Annotated in this window: 18 protein-coding genes; 6 read left to right on the top strand and 12 right to left on the bottom strand. The window is 68.4% G+C overall.

What is annotated here, in order from left to right:
• Window positions 1-152: 152 nt before the first annotated feature.
• Genes A8G15_RS22245 through A8G15_RS22235 form a run of 3 tightly spaced genes read left to right on the top strand, consistent with a single transcriptional unit; the run spans window position 153 to window position 2,800 of the window.
• Window positions 153-830 (top strand): TetR/AcrR family transcriptional regulator, encoded by a 678-nt coding sequence (locus A8G15_RS22245; protein ID WP_082900086.1) that lies wholly within the window; start codon window positions 153-155, stop codon window positions 828-830.
• A gap of 46 nt (window positions 831-876) precedes the next feature.
• Entirely contained in the window at window positions 877-1,704 is an 828-nt protein-coding gene (locus tag A8G15_RS22240; RefSeq protein ID WP_068164673.1) for an acyl-CoA thioesterase, read from the top strand.
• Between the two features lie 16 nt (window positions 1,705-1,720).
• On the top strand, window positions 1,721-2,800 hold the full coding sequence (locus A8G15_RS22235) for an NAD(P)H-dependent amine dehydrogenase family protein (protein WP_245687954.1): 1,080 nt from the start codon (window positions 1,721-1,723) through the stop codon (window positions 2,798-2,800).
• Window positions 2,801-2,884: 84 nt separating this feature from the next.
• On the opposite strand, the gene meaB is transcribed toward A8G15_RS22235, so the two are convergent.
• The 3 genes from meaB to A8G15_RS22220 all read right to left on the bottom strand — a co-directional run bounded on the left by meaB (window position 2,885) and on the right by A8G15_RS22220 (window position 6,360).
• On the bottom strand, window positions 2,885-3,715 hold the full coding sequence (gene meaB / locus A8G15_RS22230) for a methylmalonyl Co-A mutase-associated GTPase MeaB (protein WP_156665516.1): 831 nt from the start codon (window positions 3,713-3,715) through the stop codon (window positions 2,885-2,887).
• A 76-nt stretch (window positions 3,716-3,791) separates the two neighbouring features.
• Window positions 3,792-4,931 (bottom strand): thiolase family protein, encoded by a 1,140-nt coding sequence (locus A8G15_RS22225; RefSeq protein ID WP_068164665.1) that lies wholly within the window; start codon window positions 4,929-4,931, stop codon window positions 3,792-3,794.
• Window positions 4,924-6,360, bottom strand: coding sequence for a class I adenylate-forming enzyme family protein (locus A8G15_RS22220; protein WP_068164662.1), 1,437 nt, complete (start codon window positions 6,358-6,360; stop codon window positions 4,924-4,926). The genes A8G15_RS22225 and A8G15_RS22220 overlap by 8 nt, the downstream gene beginning before the upstream one ends.
• A gap of 53 nt (window positions 6,361-6,413) precedes the next feature.
• Between A8G15_RS22220 and A8G15_RS22215 the strand changes: the two genes are divergently transcribed.
• Together A8G15_RS22215 and A8G15_RS22210 are read left to right on the top strand one after the other, a co-directional pair.
• The gene (locus A8G15_RS22215; RefSeq protein ID WP_068164660.1) at window positions 6,414-7,178 is read left to right on the top strand and encodes an SDR family NAD(P)-dependent oxidoreductase; all 765 of its coding nucleotides are present in this window, start codon (window positions 6,414-6,416) and stop codon (window positions 7,176-7,178) included.
• Complete coding sequence (locus A8G15_RS22210; protein WP_068164657.1) at window positions 7,175-7,924, top strand: SDR family NAD(P)-dependent oxidoreductase; 750 nt, start codon at window positions 7,175-7,177, stop codon at window positions 7,922-7,924. Before A8G15_RS22215 ends, A8G15_RS22210 begins: the two co-directional genes overlap by 4 nt.
• Here A8G15_RS22210 and A8G15_RS22205 read toward each other — a convergent pair.
• The 5 genes from A8G15_RS22205 to A8G15_RS22185 form a co-directional block, all read right to left on the bottom strand.
• A complete protein-coding gene (locus tag A8G15_RS22205; protein ID WP_068164654.1) occupies window positions 7,891-8,811 on the bottom strand; it encodes an alpha/beta hydrolase in 921 nt (306 codons plus the stop codon). The genes A8G15_RS22210 and A8G15_RS22205 overlap by 34 nt on opposite strands.
• Before the next feature lie 79 nt (window positions 8,812-8,890).
• Complete coding sequence (locus A8G15_RS22200) at window positions 8,891-9,655, bottom strand: enoyl-CoA hydratase/isomerase family protein (RefSeq protein ID WP_068164651.1); 765 nt, start codon at window positions 9,653-9,655, stop codon at window positions 8,891-8,893.
• 1 nt (window position 9,656) lies between these two features.
• Complete coding sequence (locus A8G15_RS22195) at window positions 9,657-10,745, bottom strand: acyl-CoA dehydrogenase family protein (protein ID WP_068164648.1); 1,089 nt, start codon at window positions 10,743-10,745, stop codon at window positions 9,657-9,659.
• The gene (locus tag A8G15_RS22190) at window positions 10,732-11,637 is read right to left on the bottom strand and encodes an acyl-CoA dehydrogenase family protein (protein ID WP_068164644.1); all 906 of its coding nucleotides are present in this window, start codon (window positions 11,635-11,637) and stop codon (window positions 10,732-10,734) included. Before A8G15_RS22190 ends, A8G15_RS22195 begins: the two co-directional genes overlap by 14 nt.
• Window positions 11,615-13,084 carry a class I adenylate-forming enzyme family protein gene (locus tag A8G15_RS22185; RefSeq protein WP_082900085.1) on the bottom strand — a complete coding sequence of 490 codons (1,470 nt, stop codon included), beginning with the start codon at window positions 13,082-13,084 and terminating at the stop codon, window positions 11,615-11,617. The genes A8G15_RS22190 and A8G15_RS22185 overlap by 23 nt, the downstream gene beginning before the upstream one ends.
• Before the next feature lie 74 nt (window positions 13,085-13,158).
• Here A8G15_RS22185 and A8G15_RS22180 point away from each other — a divergent pair, with 74 nt between their 5' ends.
• Window positions 13,159-14,187, top strand: coding sequence for a ferredoxin--NADP reductase (locus tag A8G15_RS22180; RefSeq protein ID WP_068164643.1), 1,029 nt, complete (start codon window positions 13,159-13,161; stop codon window positions 14,185-14,187).
• 66 nt (window positions 14,188-14,253) lie between these two features.
• Here the strand turns inward: A8G15_RS22180 and A8G15_RS22175 are convergent, their stop codons facing one another.
• The 4 genes from A8G15_RS22175 to A8G15_RS22160 all read right to left on the bottom strand — a co-directional run bounded on the left by A8G15_RS22175 (window position 14,254) and on the right by A8G15_RS22160 (window position 18,359).
• The gene (locus A8G15_RS22175) at window positions 14,254-15,306 is read right to left on the bottom strand and encodes a CaiB/BaiF CoA transferase family protein (protein ID WP_068164639.1); all 1,053 of its coding nucleotides are present in this window, start codon (window positions 15,304-15,306) and stop codon (window positions 14,254-14,256) included.
• Window positions 15,303-16,259 carry an LLM class F420-dependent oxidoreductase gene (locus A8G15_RS22170; RefSeq protein ID WP_068164635.1) on the bottom strand — a complete coding sequence of 319 codons (957 nt, stop codon included), beginning with the start codon at window positions 16,257-16,259 and terminating at the stop codon, window positions 15,303-15,305. The genes A8G15_RS22175 and A8G15_RS22170 overlap by 4 nt, the downstream gene beginning before the upstream one ends.
• Before the next feature lie 79 nt (window positions 16,260-16,338).
• On the bottom strand, window positions 16,339-16,740 hold the full coding sequence (locus tag A8G15_RS22165) for a cobalamin B12-binding domain-containing protein (protein ID WP_068164632.1): 402 nt from the start codon (window positions 16,738-16,740) through the stop codon (window positions 16,339-16,341).
• Window positions 16,740-18,359, bottom strand: a complete 1,620-nt coding sequence (locus A8G15_RS22160) for a methylmalonyl-CoA mutase family protein (RefSeq protein WP_068164630.1) — start codon at window positions 18,357-18,359, stop codon at window positions 16,740-16,742. The genes A8G15_RS22165 and A8G15_RS22160 overlap by 1 nt, the downstream gene beginning before the upstream one ends.
• Window positions 18,360-18,376: the final 17 nt, after the last annotated feature.

The following is an 18,376-nucleotide window of genomic DNA, read 5'->3' as shown; positions in this document are numbered from 1 at the left end:
TGCCTCCTTGCCAGAGCTGCGGTGCACAATGATGATGCGAGAATATCATTCTCGTTTGATGAAAGTAATAGTCTCTCAGAATTGACGACACAGGCTCGGTCGGCGTACTGAGCGAGCTGACTCTCCGGTACAGTTGCTTCCATGCTCGGTACATGTGTCACAGAACAGAGCCGGTGGTGACCGGCCCCAGCGAAGAGCCGGCCTGGAAGCAGCGCGCAGTCGAGCGCTCCATCAGGACCGCCAAGATTCGTGCCGAACAGCGGGTGCAGCGCTTCCTGGACGCGGCTCAGTCGATCATTGCCGAGAAGGGCAGCACGGACTTCACCGTGCAGGAGGTCGTCGACCGGTCCAAGCAGTCCCTCCGCAGCTTCTACCTGCAGTTCGACGGCAAGCACGAGTTGCTGCTCGCCCTGTTCGAAGATGCCCTGAGCCGCTCGGCCGACCAGATCCGCGCCGCCGCGTCCGGGCAGGACACGCCGCTGGATCAACTGCGCGTCGCGATCGAGCTGCTGTTCGAGTTCTGCCGCCCCGACCCGAGCGCGCAACGTCCGCTGTTCACCGATTTCGCGCCGCAGCTGCTGCTCACGCATCCGGCCGAGGTGAAGGTCGCGCACTCCTCGATGCTCGCGCTGTTCACCGAGCTGATGGAGAAGGTCGACGCCTCCGGCGAGCTGCGTCCGGGCTCGAACCCCCGCCGCCTCGCGGCGATGACGATGCAGACCGTGATGTTCACCGCGCAATCCGCCGGCAACGCCGACGACGCGACCATCAAGCCGATTTCCGCCGAGGAAGTCTGGAACTTCTGTGCCCGGGGGTTCGCCGGAAGCTGACGAGAATCGTATTCTCAATCGGGGATAGTTCGCTTACACTGGCGACGTGCCCGATCTCTGGAACGATCTTCTCGCCTGTCTCGATCTCCGCGCCGACTCGCCGGCGGACCCGCCGGAAGCTACCGGACCGGTCGTTTTCGAAGGCAGCAACCAGCACCTCGAATACCATCGGCTGTTCGGCGGCCAGATCCTCGGCCAGTTCGTCCGCGCCGCCGAAGCCGCGTGCCCGGCCAAGCGCATCAAGTCGTTGCATGCCCTGTTCCCGCGCGAGGGCAAGGCCGCGGAACCGGTCCGGTACGAGGTCACCCGCCAGCACGAGGGCCGTTCGTTCGCCACACTCGGCATCGTGGCGAGTCAGTCCTCGGGCGTCATCGGCACCGCCTCGGTCTCGATGCACGTCGGCGAGGAGGGCCCCGAACTGCAGACCGTCGACGCCGTTCCGCCCGTGCTCGGCGAGTCCGATCGCACCCGCGTCGACCTGATCCCGTGGGAGATCCGGACGACCGAGGACCTCAATTCGTACGAGTCCTCGCCGCCCGAGTACGAAATGTGGATGCGCACACCGGAAGTCGATCCCGGACTGGCTCCCGCACTGACCGCCTACGCAACCGACCTGACGCTGATCGGAACTGCCCTCCGCCCACTCGAGGGCCTGGCCCAGACCGGCAACGGCACGGTCTTCACCTCGGCCGTCACGTCCCACACACTGTGGTTCCATCGTCCCTTCCGCACCGACGAATGGCTGCTGCTGCGTCAGCACAGCCCCCTGATCGCCCACGGCCGCTGCTTCGGCCGCGGCGACGTCCTGGACGAGAAGGGCACGCTCGTCGCATCCTTCGCACAGGAAGCCCTGCTGCGCCTGCCCCAACCCTGACCCGATCGAGGTTTCATTGGATCCGAATACGCTGCCCGACAACACCATCGGAACTCGGAGCCCGGAGGGCCCGTACCGGGTCGTCCAGTGGGCGACCGGGAACATCGGAACCCGCGCCCTGCGTGGTGTGATCGAGCATCCGCACCTGGAACTGGCCGGTTTGTACGTCCATACGCCGGAGAAGGCCGGACGCGACGCCGGGGACCTGTGCGACACGGGCGCCACGGGCGTCACCGCGACCACCGACATCGACGACATCCTTGCACTCCGCGCGGATTGCGTGCTGTACATGCCGCGCCTCTTCGATCTCGACGAGGTGTGCCGAATCCTCGCCTCCGGCAGCAACATCGTCACCACGCGCGGGGAGTTCCACCATCCCTCCGCCATGGATCCGGCAGCACGGGCCGAGGTCGAGGCCGCCTGCGCACTCGGCGGCACATCGATCCACAGCACCGGCAGCAGTCCGGGATTCGTCACCGAGGCACTGCCCATCGTGCTCACCTCGATCCAGCGCAACCTCGACCGCCTCGCGATCGACGAGTTCGCCGACCTCTCACAGCGCGATTCTCCCGGAATCCTCTTCGACATCATGGGTTTCGGACGTGAGCCCGCAGGGTTCGAGGACTATCGCATCGATCACATCCGGTCGAACTTCGGTCCGTCGCTGCACTCGGTCGCCGATGCACTCGGACTGCGGTTCGATTCCGTCGAGGCCCACGGCGAGCTCGCCACCGCCCGCGAGAAGGTCACCATCGCCGCGGGCACACTGGAGCCCGGTACCGTTGCCGCACAGCGAATCACCGTTGCGGGTGTGCGTGACGGAGAAGCACTCCTGCAGTTCCGGGCCACGTGGTACTGCACCACCGACGTGGAAGTCGACTGGGACATCCGGCCGACGGGATGGCACATCGACGTTGCCGGCGATGCTCCGCTGGACATCGACATCCGGTTCCCGATCCCGCTCGAGCGCATGAGTGCGGTATCCCCGTCGTACACCGCGAACCGGGCGGTCAACGCCGTACCGGTGGTGTGCGCGGCGGCACCGGGCATCCGCACCACCGCCGAACTGCCGCAGGTGCTCACCGCCCTGGGCTGAACCGTCCCGCCCCGCCCCGGGTGATGGGAACCAATATTCGGTCTACCCGGGTGATGGGAACCATCACCCGGGGGCGCGGGTCGGTCAGCGGCGTGAATCGCGGCCGAGGAGCCGCGCGGCCGCGCTGTAGGGGTCGCTGCTCCCGTCCGCGACCGCGGCGGCCAGGTCGTCGAGTTCCGGCAGCGTACGCAGCTGCGACAGTGCCAGCGACAGGATCTGGGAGCGAGCGCGGGCGGCCCGCCGCTCCCCGCTGTCCGCGCGCTGATGCAGTTCGACCGCGTCGATCAGCGCGTCGATACCCTCACCCGTCGAAGCGACGAGCTTGAGAATCGGAACATCCGTCTCCGCCTTCAGATCACGAACCGTCTGATCGGCGCCGTCCCGGTCCGCCTTGTTCACCACGAGCAGGTCGGCGACCTCGAGCAGACCGGCCTTCGCGGCCTGGATCGCGTCGCCGCCACCCGGATTGAGGATCACGATCGTCGGGTCCGCGACCGCCGCTATCTCGATCTCGGACTGTCCGACGCCGACGCTCTCGAGCAGGACCACGTCGTAGCCGAGCGCGGCGAGCAACCGGATCGCGGCCGGCACCGCAGCAGACAGCCCACCGAGGTGTCCTCGCGCCGCCAGCGACCGGATCAGCACGTCCGGATCGTTGACGTGTGCGGCCATGCGGATCCGGTCGCCGAGCAGCGCTCCCCCGCTGTACGGGGACGACGGATCGACCGCGAGCACCGCGACCCGCAGGCCGCGCTCACGGTAGGCGGCGACGAGCGCGCCGACGGTTGTCGACTTGCCCGCGCCGGGTGGTCCGGTCAGCCCGACCACCCGCGCGGGCACCGGGTCGAGAGCGGCGAGCACTTCGTCGCGCCGGTCGTCCTCGACCATCGTCAGCAGCCGTCCCGCCGCGCGCATCGAACCGGTGCGCGCGGCGGCGAGGAGTTCGTCGACCGTCACGGCGCACCGTACCGTGCGCCCGGAACTGCGGACGTCACGGTGCGGGCACCTCGATGACCGTCGCCGAGCCCATACCTCCGCCCGCGCACATCGCCGCGACACCGATTCCGCCTCCGCGGCGGCGCAGTTCGTGCACGAGCGTGACGAGCATGCGCGCGCCGGTCGCGGCGACGGGGTGGCCGAGCGAGCAGCCGCTGCCACTCACGTTGACCTTGTCGGGGTCCAGCTCGAGCAGCTTGATGCAGGCGACGCACTGCGCGGCGAACGCCTCGTTGATCTCGAACAGGTCGACATCGGCGATGGACAGACCCGCACGCGCGAGTGCTTTCGGGATCGCCTCGACGGGCGCGAGACCGGTGATGGCCGGGTCGACACCGACCGACGCCCAGGCTCGCACGGTGCCGAGCGCAGGCAACCCGAGGTCGCTGCTCGCGATGGCGAGCGCCGCAGCACCGTCGTTGCCGCCGCACGCGTTGCCTGCGGTGATGCTGAAGCCCTCGATCTCGGGGTGGAGCACCTTCAGGGAGGCGAGCTTCTCGAGGCTGGTGTCGCGACGCGGGTGCTCGTCCACGGAAAACAGGCCGTGCGGGGTGCCGATCGGGACGATCTCTTCCTTGAAACGCCCCTCGTCGATGGCGGCGATGGCGACCTGATGGGACCGGAAAGCCCAGGCGTCCATCTCTTCCCGGCTCACCCCTGCCTTCACCGCGGCGTTCCAGCCGACGGTGATCGACATGTCGCGATTGGGGGCGTCGGGCCGGTCGACGTGCGACGGCGACATCCACGGAACCCACTCCTCGCCCTGGCGCATCAACGCCCGCGGGGAGGTGGAGGCCGAGTTCACGCCGCCCGCGATCACGAGCTTGTCCATCCCGGCCCGGATGCCCGCCGCGGCGGTCTGGACAGCAGCGAGCCCGGCCGCGCAGTGCCGGTTGTGCGCCAGACCCGGAACCGACGTCAGGCCGGCGGTGAGCGCGGCGTGCCGGGCGATGACTCCGCCACCGTAGAGACCTTCGCCGAGGATGACGTCATCGATCGCTGCCGCGTCGAGGTCCTTCGCCGTCTCGGCCACGATGTGGTGGGCGAGGTCGAATGCGGTGGTATCGCGGAGCGTGCCCTTGACTGCTGTACCGATCGGGGTTCGCAGCGCGGAGACGATGACGGCTTCAGGCATTGGTGTTCTCCAGTTCGGTCAGTAGGGTCCGGCGCAGGAGTTTTCCTGTTTCGGTCTTGGGAAGTTCGTCGCGGAACACCACGGTGTCCGGTGTCTTGGAGGATCGCAGCCGGTCCTTGACCCACGCGGTGATCTCGTCCGGATCCGCGTCACCGACGAGGACCGCGACGATGCGCTGGCCCCATTCCGCGTCGGCGACCCCGACGACCGCGGCCTCGGTGATCCCGGGGTGCTCGAGCAGGACGTCCTCGATCTCGGCCGGGGCGATGTTCTCGCCGCCGCGGATGATGGTGTCGTCGGCACGCCCCTCGATGAACAGGTAACCCTCGTCGTCGACGTGGCCGAGGTCGCGGGTGGCGAACCAGCCCTGCTCGTCGAGCACGCTGCGCCCGCCGTACTCGCCGGAGATCTGCTCGCCGCGGACGAACACAAGCCCCGTCTCGCCGGGCGTCACGGGTTCGCCTTCTTCCGTGCGGATCTCGATCTCGATTCCGGGAAGGGGCCGGCCGACGGAGCCGAGGCGGTCACGAACGGCCGCATCGTCGGACGCGAAGGCAGCCCGGTGGTCGTCCGGGCCGAGCACCGCGATCGACGAGGCGGTCTCGGTGAGGCCGTAGGCGTTGACGAACCCGGTGTCCGCGAAGGCGCGCAGAGCGTGCTCGAGAACCGGGCGCGGTGTGCGTGATCCGCCGTAGGCGAGGCTCTGCAGCGACGGCACGTCGGCCGGTTCGTCCCCGAGTCCGGTGACGATGCGCGCGAGCATCGTCGGCACGAGCATCGCGTGCGTGACCTTCTCGCGGCGCACGGTGTGGAGCCAGGTGTCGGGGTCGAAGGCATCGAGGTAGACCACACGGCGGCCCGTGTACAGGTTGGACAGCAGATTCGTCAGGCCCGCGATGTGGTACGGCGGGACGGACACGAGCGAGGCATCGGTCTCCGCGGCGGAGGCGAACTCCATCGTGTTGAGCACGTACGCGAGCAGGTGCCGGTGCCGCAGCACGGCGGGCTTGGGATCCGAGGTGGTGCCGCTGGTGTAGATGATCGCCGCGACGGCGTCGCCGTCCCACTCGGGCGCGGCCTCGTCGGCGTCCACGGCTGTCGCGGTGGAGTCGACGAAGGCGTCGAGATCGTCGGGGGCGAGTTCGAGGGCGCCCGGATGCCGGTCCCGCAGCGCGGTCAGCTGCGCTTCACCCAGCCGGTAGTTCAGGGCCACGAACGGGACCCCCGCCAACGCGGCGCCGAACAGCGCCACCGGGTAGGCCAGGTGGTTCGTGCCCAGGTACAGCACGGCCGGGTATTCACGGAATCGGCTCGCGGCGGCGCGAGCCCGGTCGTGGAGTTCGGGGCCGGTGAGGGACCGGCCTCCGTAGGTCACGACGGACCGATCGCCGTTGCTTGCGGCCATTTCTAGAATCATGCTGATGTTCATGAGAACATTATTCTCGCAAGCCGAGAGCTTTAGTTGCAAGAAGGGAAATCAACATGCAGATCACCGGCATTTCCGCCCTGGTCGTCGGCGGCACCGGAGGACTGGGTGAGGCCACCGTGCGTCGCCTGCACGCCGGCGGCGCCAAGGTCGTGGTCGCCGACGTCAACGACGAGAAGGGCAAGGCGCTCGAGGAGGAACTGGGCGTGCGCTACGTCCGCACCGACGCATCGAGCGAGGAGTCGGTGCTCGCCGCGATCGCCGAGGCCGAGTCGCTCGGACCGCTGCGTGTGTCCGTGGACTGCCACGGGGGCCCCGCCGGAGGTGGCCGTCTCGTCGGCAAGGACGGCAGCGCGATGCCGCTCGAGAACTTCACCAAGACGATCAACTCGTACCTGATCTCGGTGTTCAACGTGATGCGCCTGGCCGCCGCCGCCATCGCCCGGCAGGAGCCGCTCGAGGACGGACAGCGCGGCGTCATCGTCAACACCGCGTCGATCGCCGCGTACGAGGGCCAGATCGGTCAGCTCCCCTACTCGGCCGCGAAGGGTGGCGTCGTCGGCATGACCCTGGTCGCCGCCCGCGACCTGTCGCCGCTCGGCGTCCGCGTCGTCACGATCGCCCCCGGCACGTTCCTCACTCCCGCCTACGGCAAGGCCGGCGACCAGCTCGAGGCGTACTGGGGCCCGCAGGTTCCGCATCCCAAGCGCATGGGCCGTTCCCCCGAGTACGCGACCCTCGTCGCGTCGATCGTCGAGAACGACTACCTCAACGGCGAGGTCATCCGCCTCGACGGCGCCCTGCGGTTCCCGCCGAAGTGACCTCGCTCCAGGGGAAGGTCGCGTTCGTCGCCGGTGCCAGCCGTGGCATCGGCGCCGCGGTCGCCGCCGCACTCGCCGAGGCGGGCGCGGCGGTCGCGGTCGCGGCACGCTCGGAGACCGAAGGGCGGTTGCCCGGCACGATCCATTCGGTCGCCGACCGGATCGTCGCGGCGGGCGGTCGCGCTCTTCCGGTGTCGTGCGATGTCACCGACAAGACGTCCGTCGAGAGGGCGATCGCCGCGACGGTCGGCGAGTTCGGCGGTCTCGACATCGTGGTCGCCAATGCCGGAGTCCTCTGGCAGGGCCCGATCGAGACGACTCCGCTCGAGCGGTGGCAACTGTGCCTCGACGTCAACACGACCGGCGTGTTCCTGGTGACCAGGACGGCGATTCCGCATCTGCGGGCCCGCGGGGGCGGATCGCTGATCGCGGTGACCACGACGGGCGTGACGATGACGGACCGCGGGTCCAACGCGTACTGGGTGTCCAAGGCCGCGGTCGAACGGCTCTACCTCGGATTGGCCGCGGACCTGCGCGACGACAACATCGCCGTGAACTGCCTGAGCCCGTCCCGGGTGGTCCTCACCGAAGGCTGGACCGCCGGTGGCAGCGGCATCGAGATCCCCCCGGAGATGGTCGAGCCGCCCGAGACGATGGGCGCGGCGGCGGTTCTGCTCGCCGCGCAGGACGCCACCGGGATCACCGGAACCGTTCAGCGATCGGAAACGCTGCTGTCCCGTCGGTGATCCGGTCGCAGCACCGCATCCACTGCGGTGCACTGCGTTTCGAAGAATGCGCGGGCGACCGCGCTACGTGCGGCGACCAGATCGAATCCGTGGAACGCCCCGTCGACGACATGGAATGTGCACGGCACCCCGGCGTCGGCGAGGCGTTCCGCGTAGTCCCGGTTCTCCTGCACGAACAGGTCGTTGCTGCCGACACCGATCCATGCGGGCGGAAGGCCCCGCAGGTCCGCGCAGCGGGCCGGGACCGCCTCGTCCGGGTCGGCGCCGCCGAGATAACTCGACCAGCCGAACCGGTTGCACGACGGATCCCAGAGCCGGAGATGCTCGGGGCCGTCTACGGTCCGGTCGTCGAGCATCGGATACACCAGCAGCTGGAGCACGGGCGCGACGATGCCGCGGTCGCGCGCGCGGATCGACAGCGCGGCAGCAAGTCCCGCTCCCGCACTCGCGCCGCCGACGACGATTCGCTGCGGGTCGATCTCCCGCTGCCGCACCGTCCAGTCGAGCGCGCGCATACAGTCTTCGAGCGGGATCGGATACGGATTCTCGGGAGCGAGACGGTAGTCGACCGACACGACCGTGACGCCGAGACGGTCCGCGTACCGCCTGCACAGCGCGTCGTCCTGTGCGGCACAACCGATCACGTAACCGCCGCCGTGGATCCACACCAGCGCCGGGGCGGGCACCGTGCCTGCGGCGGATCGGAAGACCCGCACCGATACCCCGTCCCCGAGATCGACGACCTCGGCGCCGGACCCGCGGATCGCCTTGGACAGGAACCGGATCACCGGGAGACTGCGCGGCGTCACCGCCCTGCGCGGCGCGAGCAGCGCGGCCACGCGAAGATCCGGGTGGAACGAACCCCGTTTCGGCTCATGCGAATTCACGGGCTGATCCTAACAGGGGGCTCCGCGGCGGGTGTGTCTTTCCGGCCTCCCCGGGGGCCGGAAAGACACACCCGGTGGATCACTTCTTCGAAGTCAGCCGGGCGATGTTGGCGCGGAAATCGTCGCTCTGGAACGTCAGGTCCTCGGCGGTCATGGCGTAGTCGAGGCTCGCGAGGATCGCACGCTCGAGGTGGATGTTCACCAGCCGCTTGGTGCTCTCGACCGCCTTCTGCGGAAGTTCCGAGATCTTCTTGGCGGCGGCGAGGGCCTCGGTGAGCGGATCGGCGACGACGTGGTTGGCGAGGCCGAGCGCGAGGGCCCGTTCCGCCGGGATCCGCGTGCCGAGGAGCGCGAACTCCTTGGTCTGCAGCAGGCTGATCTGCAGCGGCCACGTGAGCGGACCGCCGTCCGCTGCGACCAGCCCGACCTGCACGTGCGGATCGCCGAGGTACGCGTTCTCCGCCATGTAGACGATGTCGCTGAGCGCCACCAGGCTGCAGCCCAGGCCGACAGCAGGACCGTTGACGGCCGCGACCACAGGAATCCGGCAGCGCGCCATTCCGATCACGAGCTCGCGTCCGTCCGCGATCGTCTTCGCCCGCAGATCCGCGTCCTCGGCCAGCTCCGCGAGGTACGCGAAGTCCCCGCCCGCGGAGAACGCCTTACCGGCACCGGTGATCACCGCGGCGCGCGCGGTGCGGTCTGCTGTCAGTTGCGGCCACAGCTGCGCGAGCCCGTGGTGCAGGTCGTCGTTCACGGCATTGAGCGCATCGGGACGGTTCAGGGTGATGATGCGCAGCGCGCCGTCCGCGCGGACGTCGATCTCTTCCGGCATGTCGTACATGTCAAACTCCCAATCCGAGGATGCGCGAGGCCACGATGTTCTTCTGGATCTGCGACGTCCCGCCCATGACGGACTGCGCGCGGCTGTACATGTACGTGCCGAGCATCTCCGCGTCGCGGGTTCCGGCCTCCGACAGGGCCGCATGCCCGACCGACTGCTCGACCCACGTCATGAGGAGCTTGTCGAGCGAGCCCTCCGAACCGTGGGTGAGGCCGTCGAGCTGTTCCGACAACCGCCGGCGCACGTGCAACCGCAGCATCTCCGACTGCACTGCCGCCCAGGCGAGTTCGTCGGACGGCGGGCCGTCGGACCGGGCCGCGAGTTCACGGACGGTCTTGGCGTAGCGCGCCGCGAACCCGAGCGTGGACGGTTCGCGCTCGTGCCCGACCACCGTCATCGCCAGCTTCCAGCCCTCGCCGGGGTTGCCGACCATCCGCGACGCCGGGACGCGCGCACCGTCGAACAGCACCTGCCCGAACTCCTTGGTGACGCCACTGATCATCTTCAGCGGCCGTTGTTCGATCCCGTCCTGGTGCATGTCGACGATGAACGCCGAAATGCCCTTGTGCCGCGGCTTGTCCGGTTCGGTGCGGGCGAGCAGCAGGCACCAGTCGGCGACGTCGGAATAGCTCGTCCAGATCTTGTGCCCGTGGATGACGTATTCGTCGCCCTCGCGGGTCGCGGTGGTCGTCAGCGACGCCAGGTCGGATCCGGCACCCGGCTCGCTGAAACCCTGGCACCAGCGTTCGGTGCCGTTGATCATGCCGGGCAGGAACTCGTGCTGCAGTTCCTTGCTGCCGTGGTGACCGAGACCGATCACCAGGTAGCCGAGACTCGGGCGGGCCGGCGCACCGGCGATCGCGAGTTCCTCGTCGAGGATGACGTCGTACACCGGCGGCAGGTCCTGCCCGCCGAACTCGGTCGGCCACGACAGTCCGAAGAACCCGGCGCTGTACAACGCGCGGTGCCACTCGGGCTGTTTGGCCCAGTACTCGTCGCCCGACGTCGGGAATTGCTTGGCCGTGGTCGCGAGCCAGGACCTCAGACGGTCGCGGAACGCGGCTTCCTCCGGCGAATCACGAAACTCCAAGGTCGATCTCCTTCAGGCTCACGGGGAACAGTTCGGTGGACGCGAGTGCCCGCCGCAGGTAGACGTGCGCGAGGCACTCCCAGGTGTTGCCGATACCGCCGTGCACCTGGATCGAGGTCTCGCAGATCGTGAAGGCGGCGCGCGCGCAGTAGACCTTCGCGACCCGGGCGGCCTGGATCGCGGCAGTCGTGTCGAGCTCGTCGACGGCCCACGCGGCGTGCCGCAGCACACTGATCGACCCTTCGATCAGTGCCCGGCTCTCGGCCAGCATGTGTGCGACCGCCTGGTACGACCCGATGGTGTGGCCGTACTGCTCACGCATCTTCGCGTATTCGACGGCGAGGTCGTGTACGCCGCGGGACGTGCCGACGAGGTCGGCGGTGGTCGCGACGAGGGCGAGGGCGTACCAGCGGTCCGCATCGTCGGCGGACAGTTCACCGAGCGATTCGCCCGGCTCGCCGAGTTCCGCGAAACGTCGGGTCAGGTCCGCGGCGGCGATGTCGGCGCCGACCTGTGCCGCGTGAATCTTCCTGTCCTGCAAGATGACCGCATTGTCGATTCCGCGCGCGTCGACGGCCTCGCCACCGACACCGACAGCCCACGACGACTGGTCGTCGCCGAGGTGACGACGCAGGTCGTCGGCCAGAACGGGACCGAGGAACGGCACGTCGACGAGACCGCGACCGAACTCCTCGGCGACGATCGCGACCTCCACACCGGACGCGCCGTCGGAGCGGAGCGCACGCCATCCGGTCGTGTCGACGGCCTTCTCGAGCCGGATGACACGGCTGTCGTCGCCGAGATCCTGGACCGACCCCGGCCCGAGATCGTCGGCCAGTTTGGCTGCAGCATCACGTAATTGTCTTTGTTCACTCGTCAGACGGACGTCCATAGCGCTCCTTGAGTACTCGGCGCAACACCTTGCCGGAGGGCAGGCGAGGGATTTCGGGGACGAACAGGACCCGGCTCGGGCGCTTGTAGGACGCCAGCCGGTCGCCGACCAGGGCGATCAGTTCGGCTTCGGTGACCGCGCCATCGGTCGCAACGGTGGCGACAACTGCTTCACCGGTCACCGGGTCGGGCACACCGAACACCGCGCAGTCGGCGACGCCGGGATGCCCGTGCAGCACGCTCTCGACCTCAGCGGGCGCGACCTGGAAACCCTTGACCTTGATCATTTCCTTCGACCGGTCGGTGAGCCGCAACCAGCCGTCCTCGTCGAGACAGCCGACATCACCGGTGCGGTACCAGCCGTCGTCGAAGGCATCGGGATTCGCGTCGCCGGGAAGATATCCGGCCATGAGCGAGTCGGCGCGGGCCTGGATCTCGCCGATCCCGTTCGCGGGCAGGACCTCGCCGGTGTCGAGCGAAACGACGCGCACCCGCACGCCCGGGACCGGGCGTCCGACGCTGTCGAGCCGCGCACCGTCGACCGGGTTGCAGGCGATGACGGGGAGTTCGCTGGCGCCGTAGGCCGGCACCCAGCCGATTCCGGTACGGCGGGTGACGGTGTCGGCGACGCTCGCGGTGACCGGGGTCGCGCCCCACATGATGTAGCGCAACGAGGACAGATCGTAGCTCTCGAGCTCCGGGTGCTGTGCGATCGCGAGCGCGATCGGTGCGACGGCCATCTCGACGGTGATCCGGTCGCGTTCGATGTGCCGAAGCATCAGGTCGATGTCGAAGCGTCGGTGCAGCCTGAGCCACGCGCCGGTTTCGAGTGCCGTGAGGATGTTGAGGATACCGAGGATGTGCGAGGGCGGCGTGAGCACCTGCATCCGGTCCGCCGAGGTCAGGTGCAGCGCGTCGCGCCAGTGCGCGACGGCGGCGGCGAGGGAACCGTGGGTGTGCCGGACGGCCTTGGGCAGCCCGGTCGTGCCCGAGCTGAACACCAGCACCGCCTCGGCGCCCGGGTCGGGACGGACATCAGTCACCTCGCCGGCCGCCGGCGTGATCGGCTCGTCGAGGTGCAGCATGTCGGCATGCTCGGCGAGGACGGGATGATCGCCCACCGCGGCGGCCGGGCAGGTCAGCTCGAGCGCGTGCACGACCTCGTCCTGCTTGTAGGCCGGGCTCAGCAGCACCACGGATGCTCCCAGCCGCCAGATCGCCCGGACGGCCACGACGAACTCCGGCCGATTCGACGACATCAGCGCGACCCGGGTTCCGGCGCTCACGCCACGTTCCGCGAGCCGCACCGCCAACCCGGAGGCCAGCGCCTCCAACTCGGCACGGCTGTAGGTGCGGTCCTCGAACACCAGTGCGGCGGTCGCGTTCCGCGTCCGGCCGATCGTGGGCTCCGACAACTGTGCCTCGTCTCGAGTGGTGGTGTTCGACATTGAGAAGATCCTATATCGTAGGTGAGAATATAATTCTCCACGCAGTAGAACAATCCCCGAGGAGGAGACGATCCATGGCGAGACCCCCTATGTTCCAGCGCGCGCGGGTGACCCGGATCGTGAAGGAGACCGACGACGCCCGGTCGTTCGTGCTGGCCCCCGCGGACGGGCCCGCCTCCTACCTGGCCGGGCAGTTCTGCAACTTCAAGGTCACCGTCGACGGCACCGAGCTGTACCGGTCGTACTCGATGTCCAGCGCGCCCGAAACCGACACCGAACTCATGGTGACCGTCAAGCGGGTACCCAGTGGCAAAGTGTCGAACTGGCTGCTCGACAACGTCTCCGAGGGTGACGAGGTCGAGATCAGCCGGCCCACGGGGACCTTCCTGCTACGCGAGAGTCCGGAGCCCCTGCTGGGATTCAGCGGCGGCAGCGGTATCACCCCGATCCTGTCGCTCGCCAAGTCCACCCTGGCCACCACCGACCGCCCGGTCCGGCTGCTGTGCGCCGACCGCGACCGTCCGTCTGCGATCTTCGAATCCGTGCTCGAGGCACTGGTCGAGCAGTACCCGGACCGCCTGACCGTCGTGCGGCACCTGGACGACGAGAAGGGCCTGCTCGACGCGGATGCGATCCGCGCGTTCGTCGGCTCCGACATCGCCGCGGACAGCTACCTGTGCGGTCCGGAACCGTTCATGGATCTGATCGAGTCGACCCTGACCGGCCCGGGCCGCGTGTTCAGCGAACGGTTCGGTGTGGCACCCGCCGCAGCGGACTCCACCTCCGAAGCGCCACCGGAGGCCGATGGGACGTCCGGTGCGAGCGAGGAAGAAGGCACCGTCACGATCTTCGTCGGCCGCAAGAAGGGCACGGTCCCCCGGCAGAAGGGGGAAACCCTGCTCGAGAGCGCCCGGCGCGCCGGCCTGACACCGCCGTTCTTCTGCGAGATGGGCAACTGCGGAACCTGCATGGCCCTGGTGACCGAGGGCTGCGCGACCATGCGCACCAACGACGCGCTCTCCGACGACGAGGTCGAGGAGGGCTACGTGCTCACGTGCCAGGCCGTACCCGACACCCCGTCGATCAAGGTCAAGTACGAGTGACGGAAAACCTACCCGTGCGTGGTTTCGGTAGCTGGTGCTACCGAAACCACGCACGGGTAGGGGCGGTCAGGAATGGGCCGGGATCGCACCGTGCTCGCCGAGCCGCGGCGGCGCACCGTACTCCGGTTCGTATCCGGCGATCTTGACGGGACTGCCGACGAGCCTGAAATCGCCTGCCGTGACGACCACCTCGGGGGTTTCCGCGAGCGCCTCCGGCAGGGACCGGACCGCTGCGGCCGGAACACCGAGCGGACGCAGCCGCGCTTCCCATCCGGCCGCGGTGTCGGTCGCGAGTGCCGCGGTCACGGCCGCCAGGACCTCGTCGCGGCTGCGGGCCCGCTCGGCCATCGTGGTGAATCCGCCGATGCCCGCTTCCGCCGCGAACGACCGCCAGAATCCGTCGTGGGTGACGAACAGGGCGAGATGCCCCTCGGAGGTCGGAAAGAGCTGCGCCGGAACGTAGTACGAGTGCGCCCCGTTCGGCATGCGACGCGGCTCGGTGCCCTCGTTGAGGTAGGCGGAGGCACGGTAGTTGAGCTGGGACAGCATGACGTCGCGCAGCGACACGTCGACCTGCCCGCCCCGGCCCGAGACGATCTGGGCGAGCAGACCCAGGGCCGCGGTCAGACCGGTGGAGTTGTCCGCCGCCGAGTAACCCGGCAGGGTCGGCGGCCCGTCCGGATCGCCGGTGAGCGCCGCGACCCCCGTCACCGCCTGGATGACGTAGTCGAATGCCGGGTCGTCACCGGAGTCGAGACCGTAGCCGGTGAGGGCGACGCACACGATCTTGTCGTTCCACTTGCGCAGCGCGTCGTACGTCAATCCGTACTTGCGGATCGCCGACGGCTTCAGATTGACCACCAGAGCGTGGGATTCGGCGGCGAACTCACCGAGCCGGCGTTGTCCTTCCTCGGTACCCAGGTCGAGGCAGATACTCCGCTTGCCCCGGTTCAGGCTCGCGAAATAGGCGTCGCTGACCTGACGCGAGAGGTCGCCGGTGGGTGGTTCGAGCTTGGTGACCTCGGCTCCGAGGTCGGCCAGCATCATCGTCGCGTACGGTCCGGCGAGGATGTGACCGACCTCGAGAATCTTGATCCCCGAGAGCGGACCGGCACTCACCGCAGTTCCTTGACGAGTTCGGAGACGACATCGCGGGTGCGGTACTTCGAGGCGACGAGTTCGTCGCGGGTGTTGCCGATCGGCAGCAATCGCATCGACAGGTCGGTCACGCCGGCCGCCTCGTAACGCCGGAAGCCGGCGAGGATCGCGTCCTCGTCGCCGACGATGGCCATGTCGCCGATGTCCTTCGACTCGCCGTGTTCGAGCAGGCGCTGGTAGTTCGGGGAGATCTCGGCCTCGGCGAGGATCCGATTGGCGCGTTCGCGCGCGACATCGACCTCCGACGGTGCGCACAGGCACACCGGGACACCCGCCACGATCCGCGGATCGGGTCGTCCGGCGTCCGCGGCGGCCTTGTTGATCCGCGGTGCGATGTGCTCACCGATGGCACGTTCGTCGGCCATCCACAGGACCGTGCCGTCGGCGCGCTCACCGGCGATCTTCAGCATGACGGGACCGAGCGCGGCAACGAGCACGGGCATCGGTGCCACGGGTGCGATGTCGAGCGGATTGTGCACCGTGAACGTGTCGTTCTCGACGTCGATCGAACCGGGGAGCTCCCTGATCGCGGCGAGCACCTCGAGGTAGTCCCGGGTGAACTTGGCGGGCTTCTCGTAGGGCAGACCGAGCATGTCCTGGACGATCCAGTGGTGCGACGGGCCGACACCGAGCGCGAGCCGGCCGCCGAGGGCGGCGTGCGTCGACAGTGCCTGGCGCACAAGGTGCACCGGATGCTGCGCCTGCAGGGGCACCACGGCGGTGCCGATCTCGATCCGCGAGGTGCGGGTTCCCATCAGTGCGACGGCGGTCAATGCGTCGAAGTCCGTGGGGATCTGGGGTACCCACACGGTGTCGAGGCCGGCGTTCTCCGCCCACTCGACGTCCTTCAGCATCCGATCGACCTTGCGAGCGGTGTCGCCCTGTTCGGGCCCGACCATCACTCCGATCCGCACGATTCCTCCACGTTTGTCGAGATCCGGTTCCCCGCACGCCCGGTGTGGCGGCGCGGCGATGAAAATGTCGGCGCTGCGCTCACGCCGGGTTGTCGGTGCCGGTCAGCTTTCGCACCTCGGTGACCAGGACATCGAGCGGCGTGCTCGTGGGGAACACTGCCGCGGCACCGGCGGAGAGCAGTTTCGGCACATCGCCCTGCGGGATGGTCCCGCCGACGATCACCGCGATGTCGCCGGCGTCGGCGGCCGCGAGCGCCTCGACGGTGCGGGTGGTCAGCGCGACGTGCGCACCGGAGAGGATGCTCAGGCCGACGACCGCCACGTCCTCCTGGATCGCGATGGACACGATGTCCTCGATCTTCTGGCGGATGCCGGTGTAGATGACCTCGAATCCGGCGTCGCGCAGTGCGCGCGCGACGATCTTGGCGCCGCGGTCGTGACCGTCGAGTCCGGGCTTGGCGACGAGGATGCGGGCGGTCATCAGAACACCACCGGCTGCTGGAACTCGCCCCACACAGCCTTGAGCGCGGAGACCATTTCGCCGACCGTGCAGTACGCGTTGGCGCAGTCGATCAGTTTGTGCATGATGTTGTCGGTTCCTTCCGCTGCGCGGGACAGGGCGGCGAGACTGGTCCGGACCAGCTCGGGGTCGCGTTCGGCCTTCACCTTCGCGAGCCGCTTGAGCTGCAGCGCACGCCCTTCGGCGTCGAGCTCGTACGTGCCGATCTCCGGTGCCGGTTCGTCGGAGGTGAACTTGTTGACGCCGACGACCGTGCGCTCGCCCGCTTCGATGTCGAGATGGAGCTTGTATGCCTCGTCCGCGATGAGGCCCTGGAGGTAGCCGTCCTCGATCGCGCGGACCATGCCGCCGTGCTGTTCGAGATCGGTCATGATCTCGACGATCTTCTCCTCCGTCGCGTCCGTGAGGGCCTCGACGAAGTACGAACCGCCGAGCGGATCGGCGACCCGCGCGACGCCCGTCTCGTACGCGAGGATCTGCTGCGTGCGCAGCGCGAGCGTCGCGGATTCCTCGCTGGGCAACGCGAAGGGCTCGTCCCACGCGGCGGTGAACATCGACTGGACCCCGCCGAGCACCGACGCCATCGCCTCGTAGGCGACGCGCACCAGATTGTTCTGGGCCTGCGGGGCGTACAGCGACGCACCGCCGGCGACGCAGCCGAAGCGGAACATCGACGCCTTCTCGGTCTTCGCTCCGTAGCGTTCCCGCACGATCGTCGCCCAACGGCGTCGTCCCGCACGGTATTTCGCGATCTCCTCGAAGAAGTCGCCGTGGGTGTAGAAGAAGAACGAGATCTGCGGAGCGAACTGGTCGATCGTCATGCGTCCGCGTTCGACGACGGTGTCGCAGTAGGTGACGCCGTCCGCGAGGGTGAACGCCATCTCCTGGACGGCGTTCGCGCCGGCATCACGGAAGTGCGCGCCGGCCACCGAGATCGCATTGAAGCGCGGAACCTCCGCGGCGCAGAACTCGATGGTGTCGGCGATCAGCCGCAGGGACGGCTCGGGCGGCCAGATCCACGTGCCGCGCGAGGCGTATTCCTTGAGGATGTCGTTCTGGATGGTGCCGGTGAGCTTCTCACGGGGCACGCCGGCCTTCTCGGCCGCGGCGACGTAGAACGCGAGCAGGATCGCGGCCGTGCCGTTGATGGTGAAGCTGGTGCTGATCTTGTCGAGCGGGATTCCGTCGAACAGGACCTCGGCGTCGGCGAGAGTGTCGACGGCGACACCGACGCGGCCGACCTCCTCACCGTATTCCGGGTCGTCGGAGTCGTACCCGCACTGCGTCGGCAGATCCAGCGCGACGGACAACCCGGTACCGCCCTGATCGAGGAGGTACCGATAGCGCCGGTTGGATTCCTCGGCGGTACCGAATCCGGAGTACTGGCGGAACGTCCACAGCCGACCCCGATAGCCGGTCGCGAAGTTGCCGCGGGTGAAGGGGAACTCTCCCGGCGCAGGTGGTTCGACGACCCTATCGGCCGGTCCGTACACCGCATCCAGGGGGATTCCCGACGAGGTCTCAGCGAAGTCGTTCACGCCGGATACGATACTTGCAGAAAATGAGAATGCCAATATCATCAGCGAGAACGCTGCGT

Source organism: Rhodococcus phenolicus (assembly GCF_001646785.1).
Classification (GTDB): Bacteria; Actinomycetota; Actinomycetes; order Mycobacteriales; family Mycobacteriaceae; genus Rhodococcus; species Rhodococcus phenolicus.
Note: the sequence above shows the minus strand (reverse complement) of the source record. Positions and strands in the feature narration are given on the sequence as shown.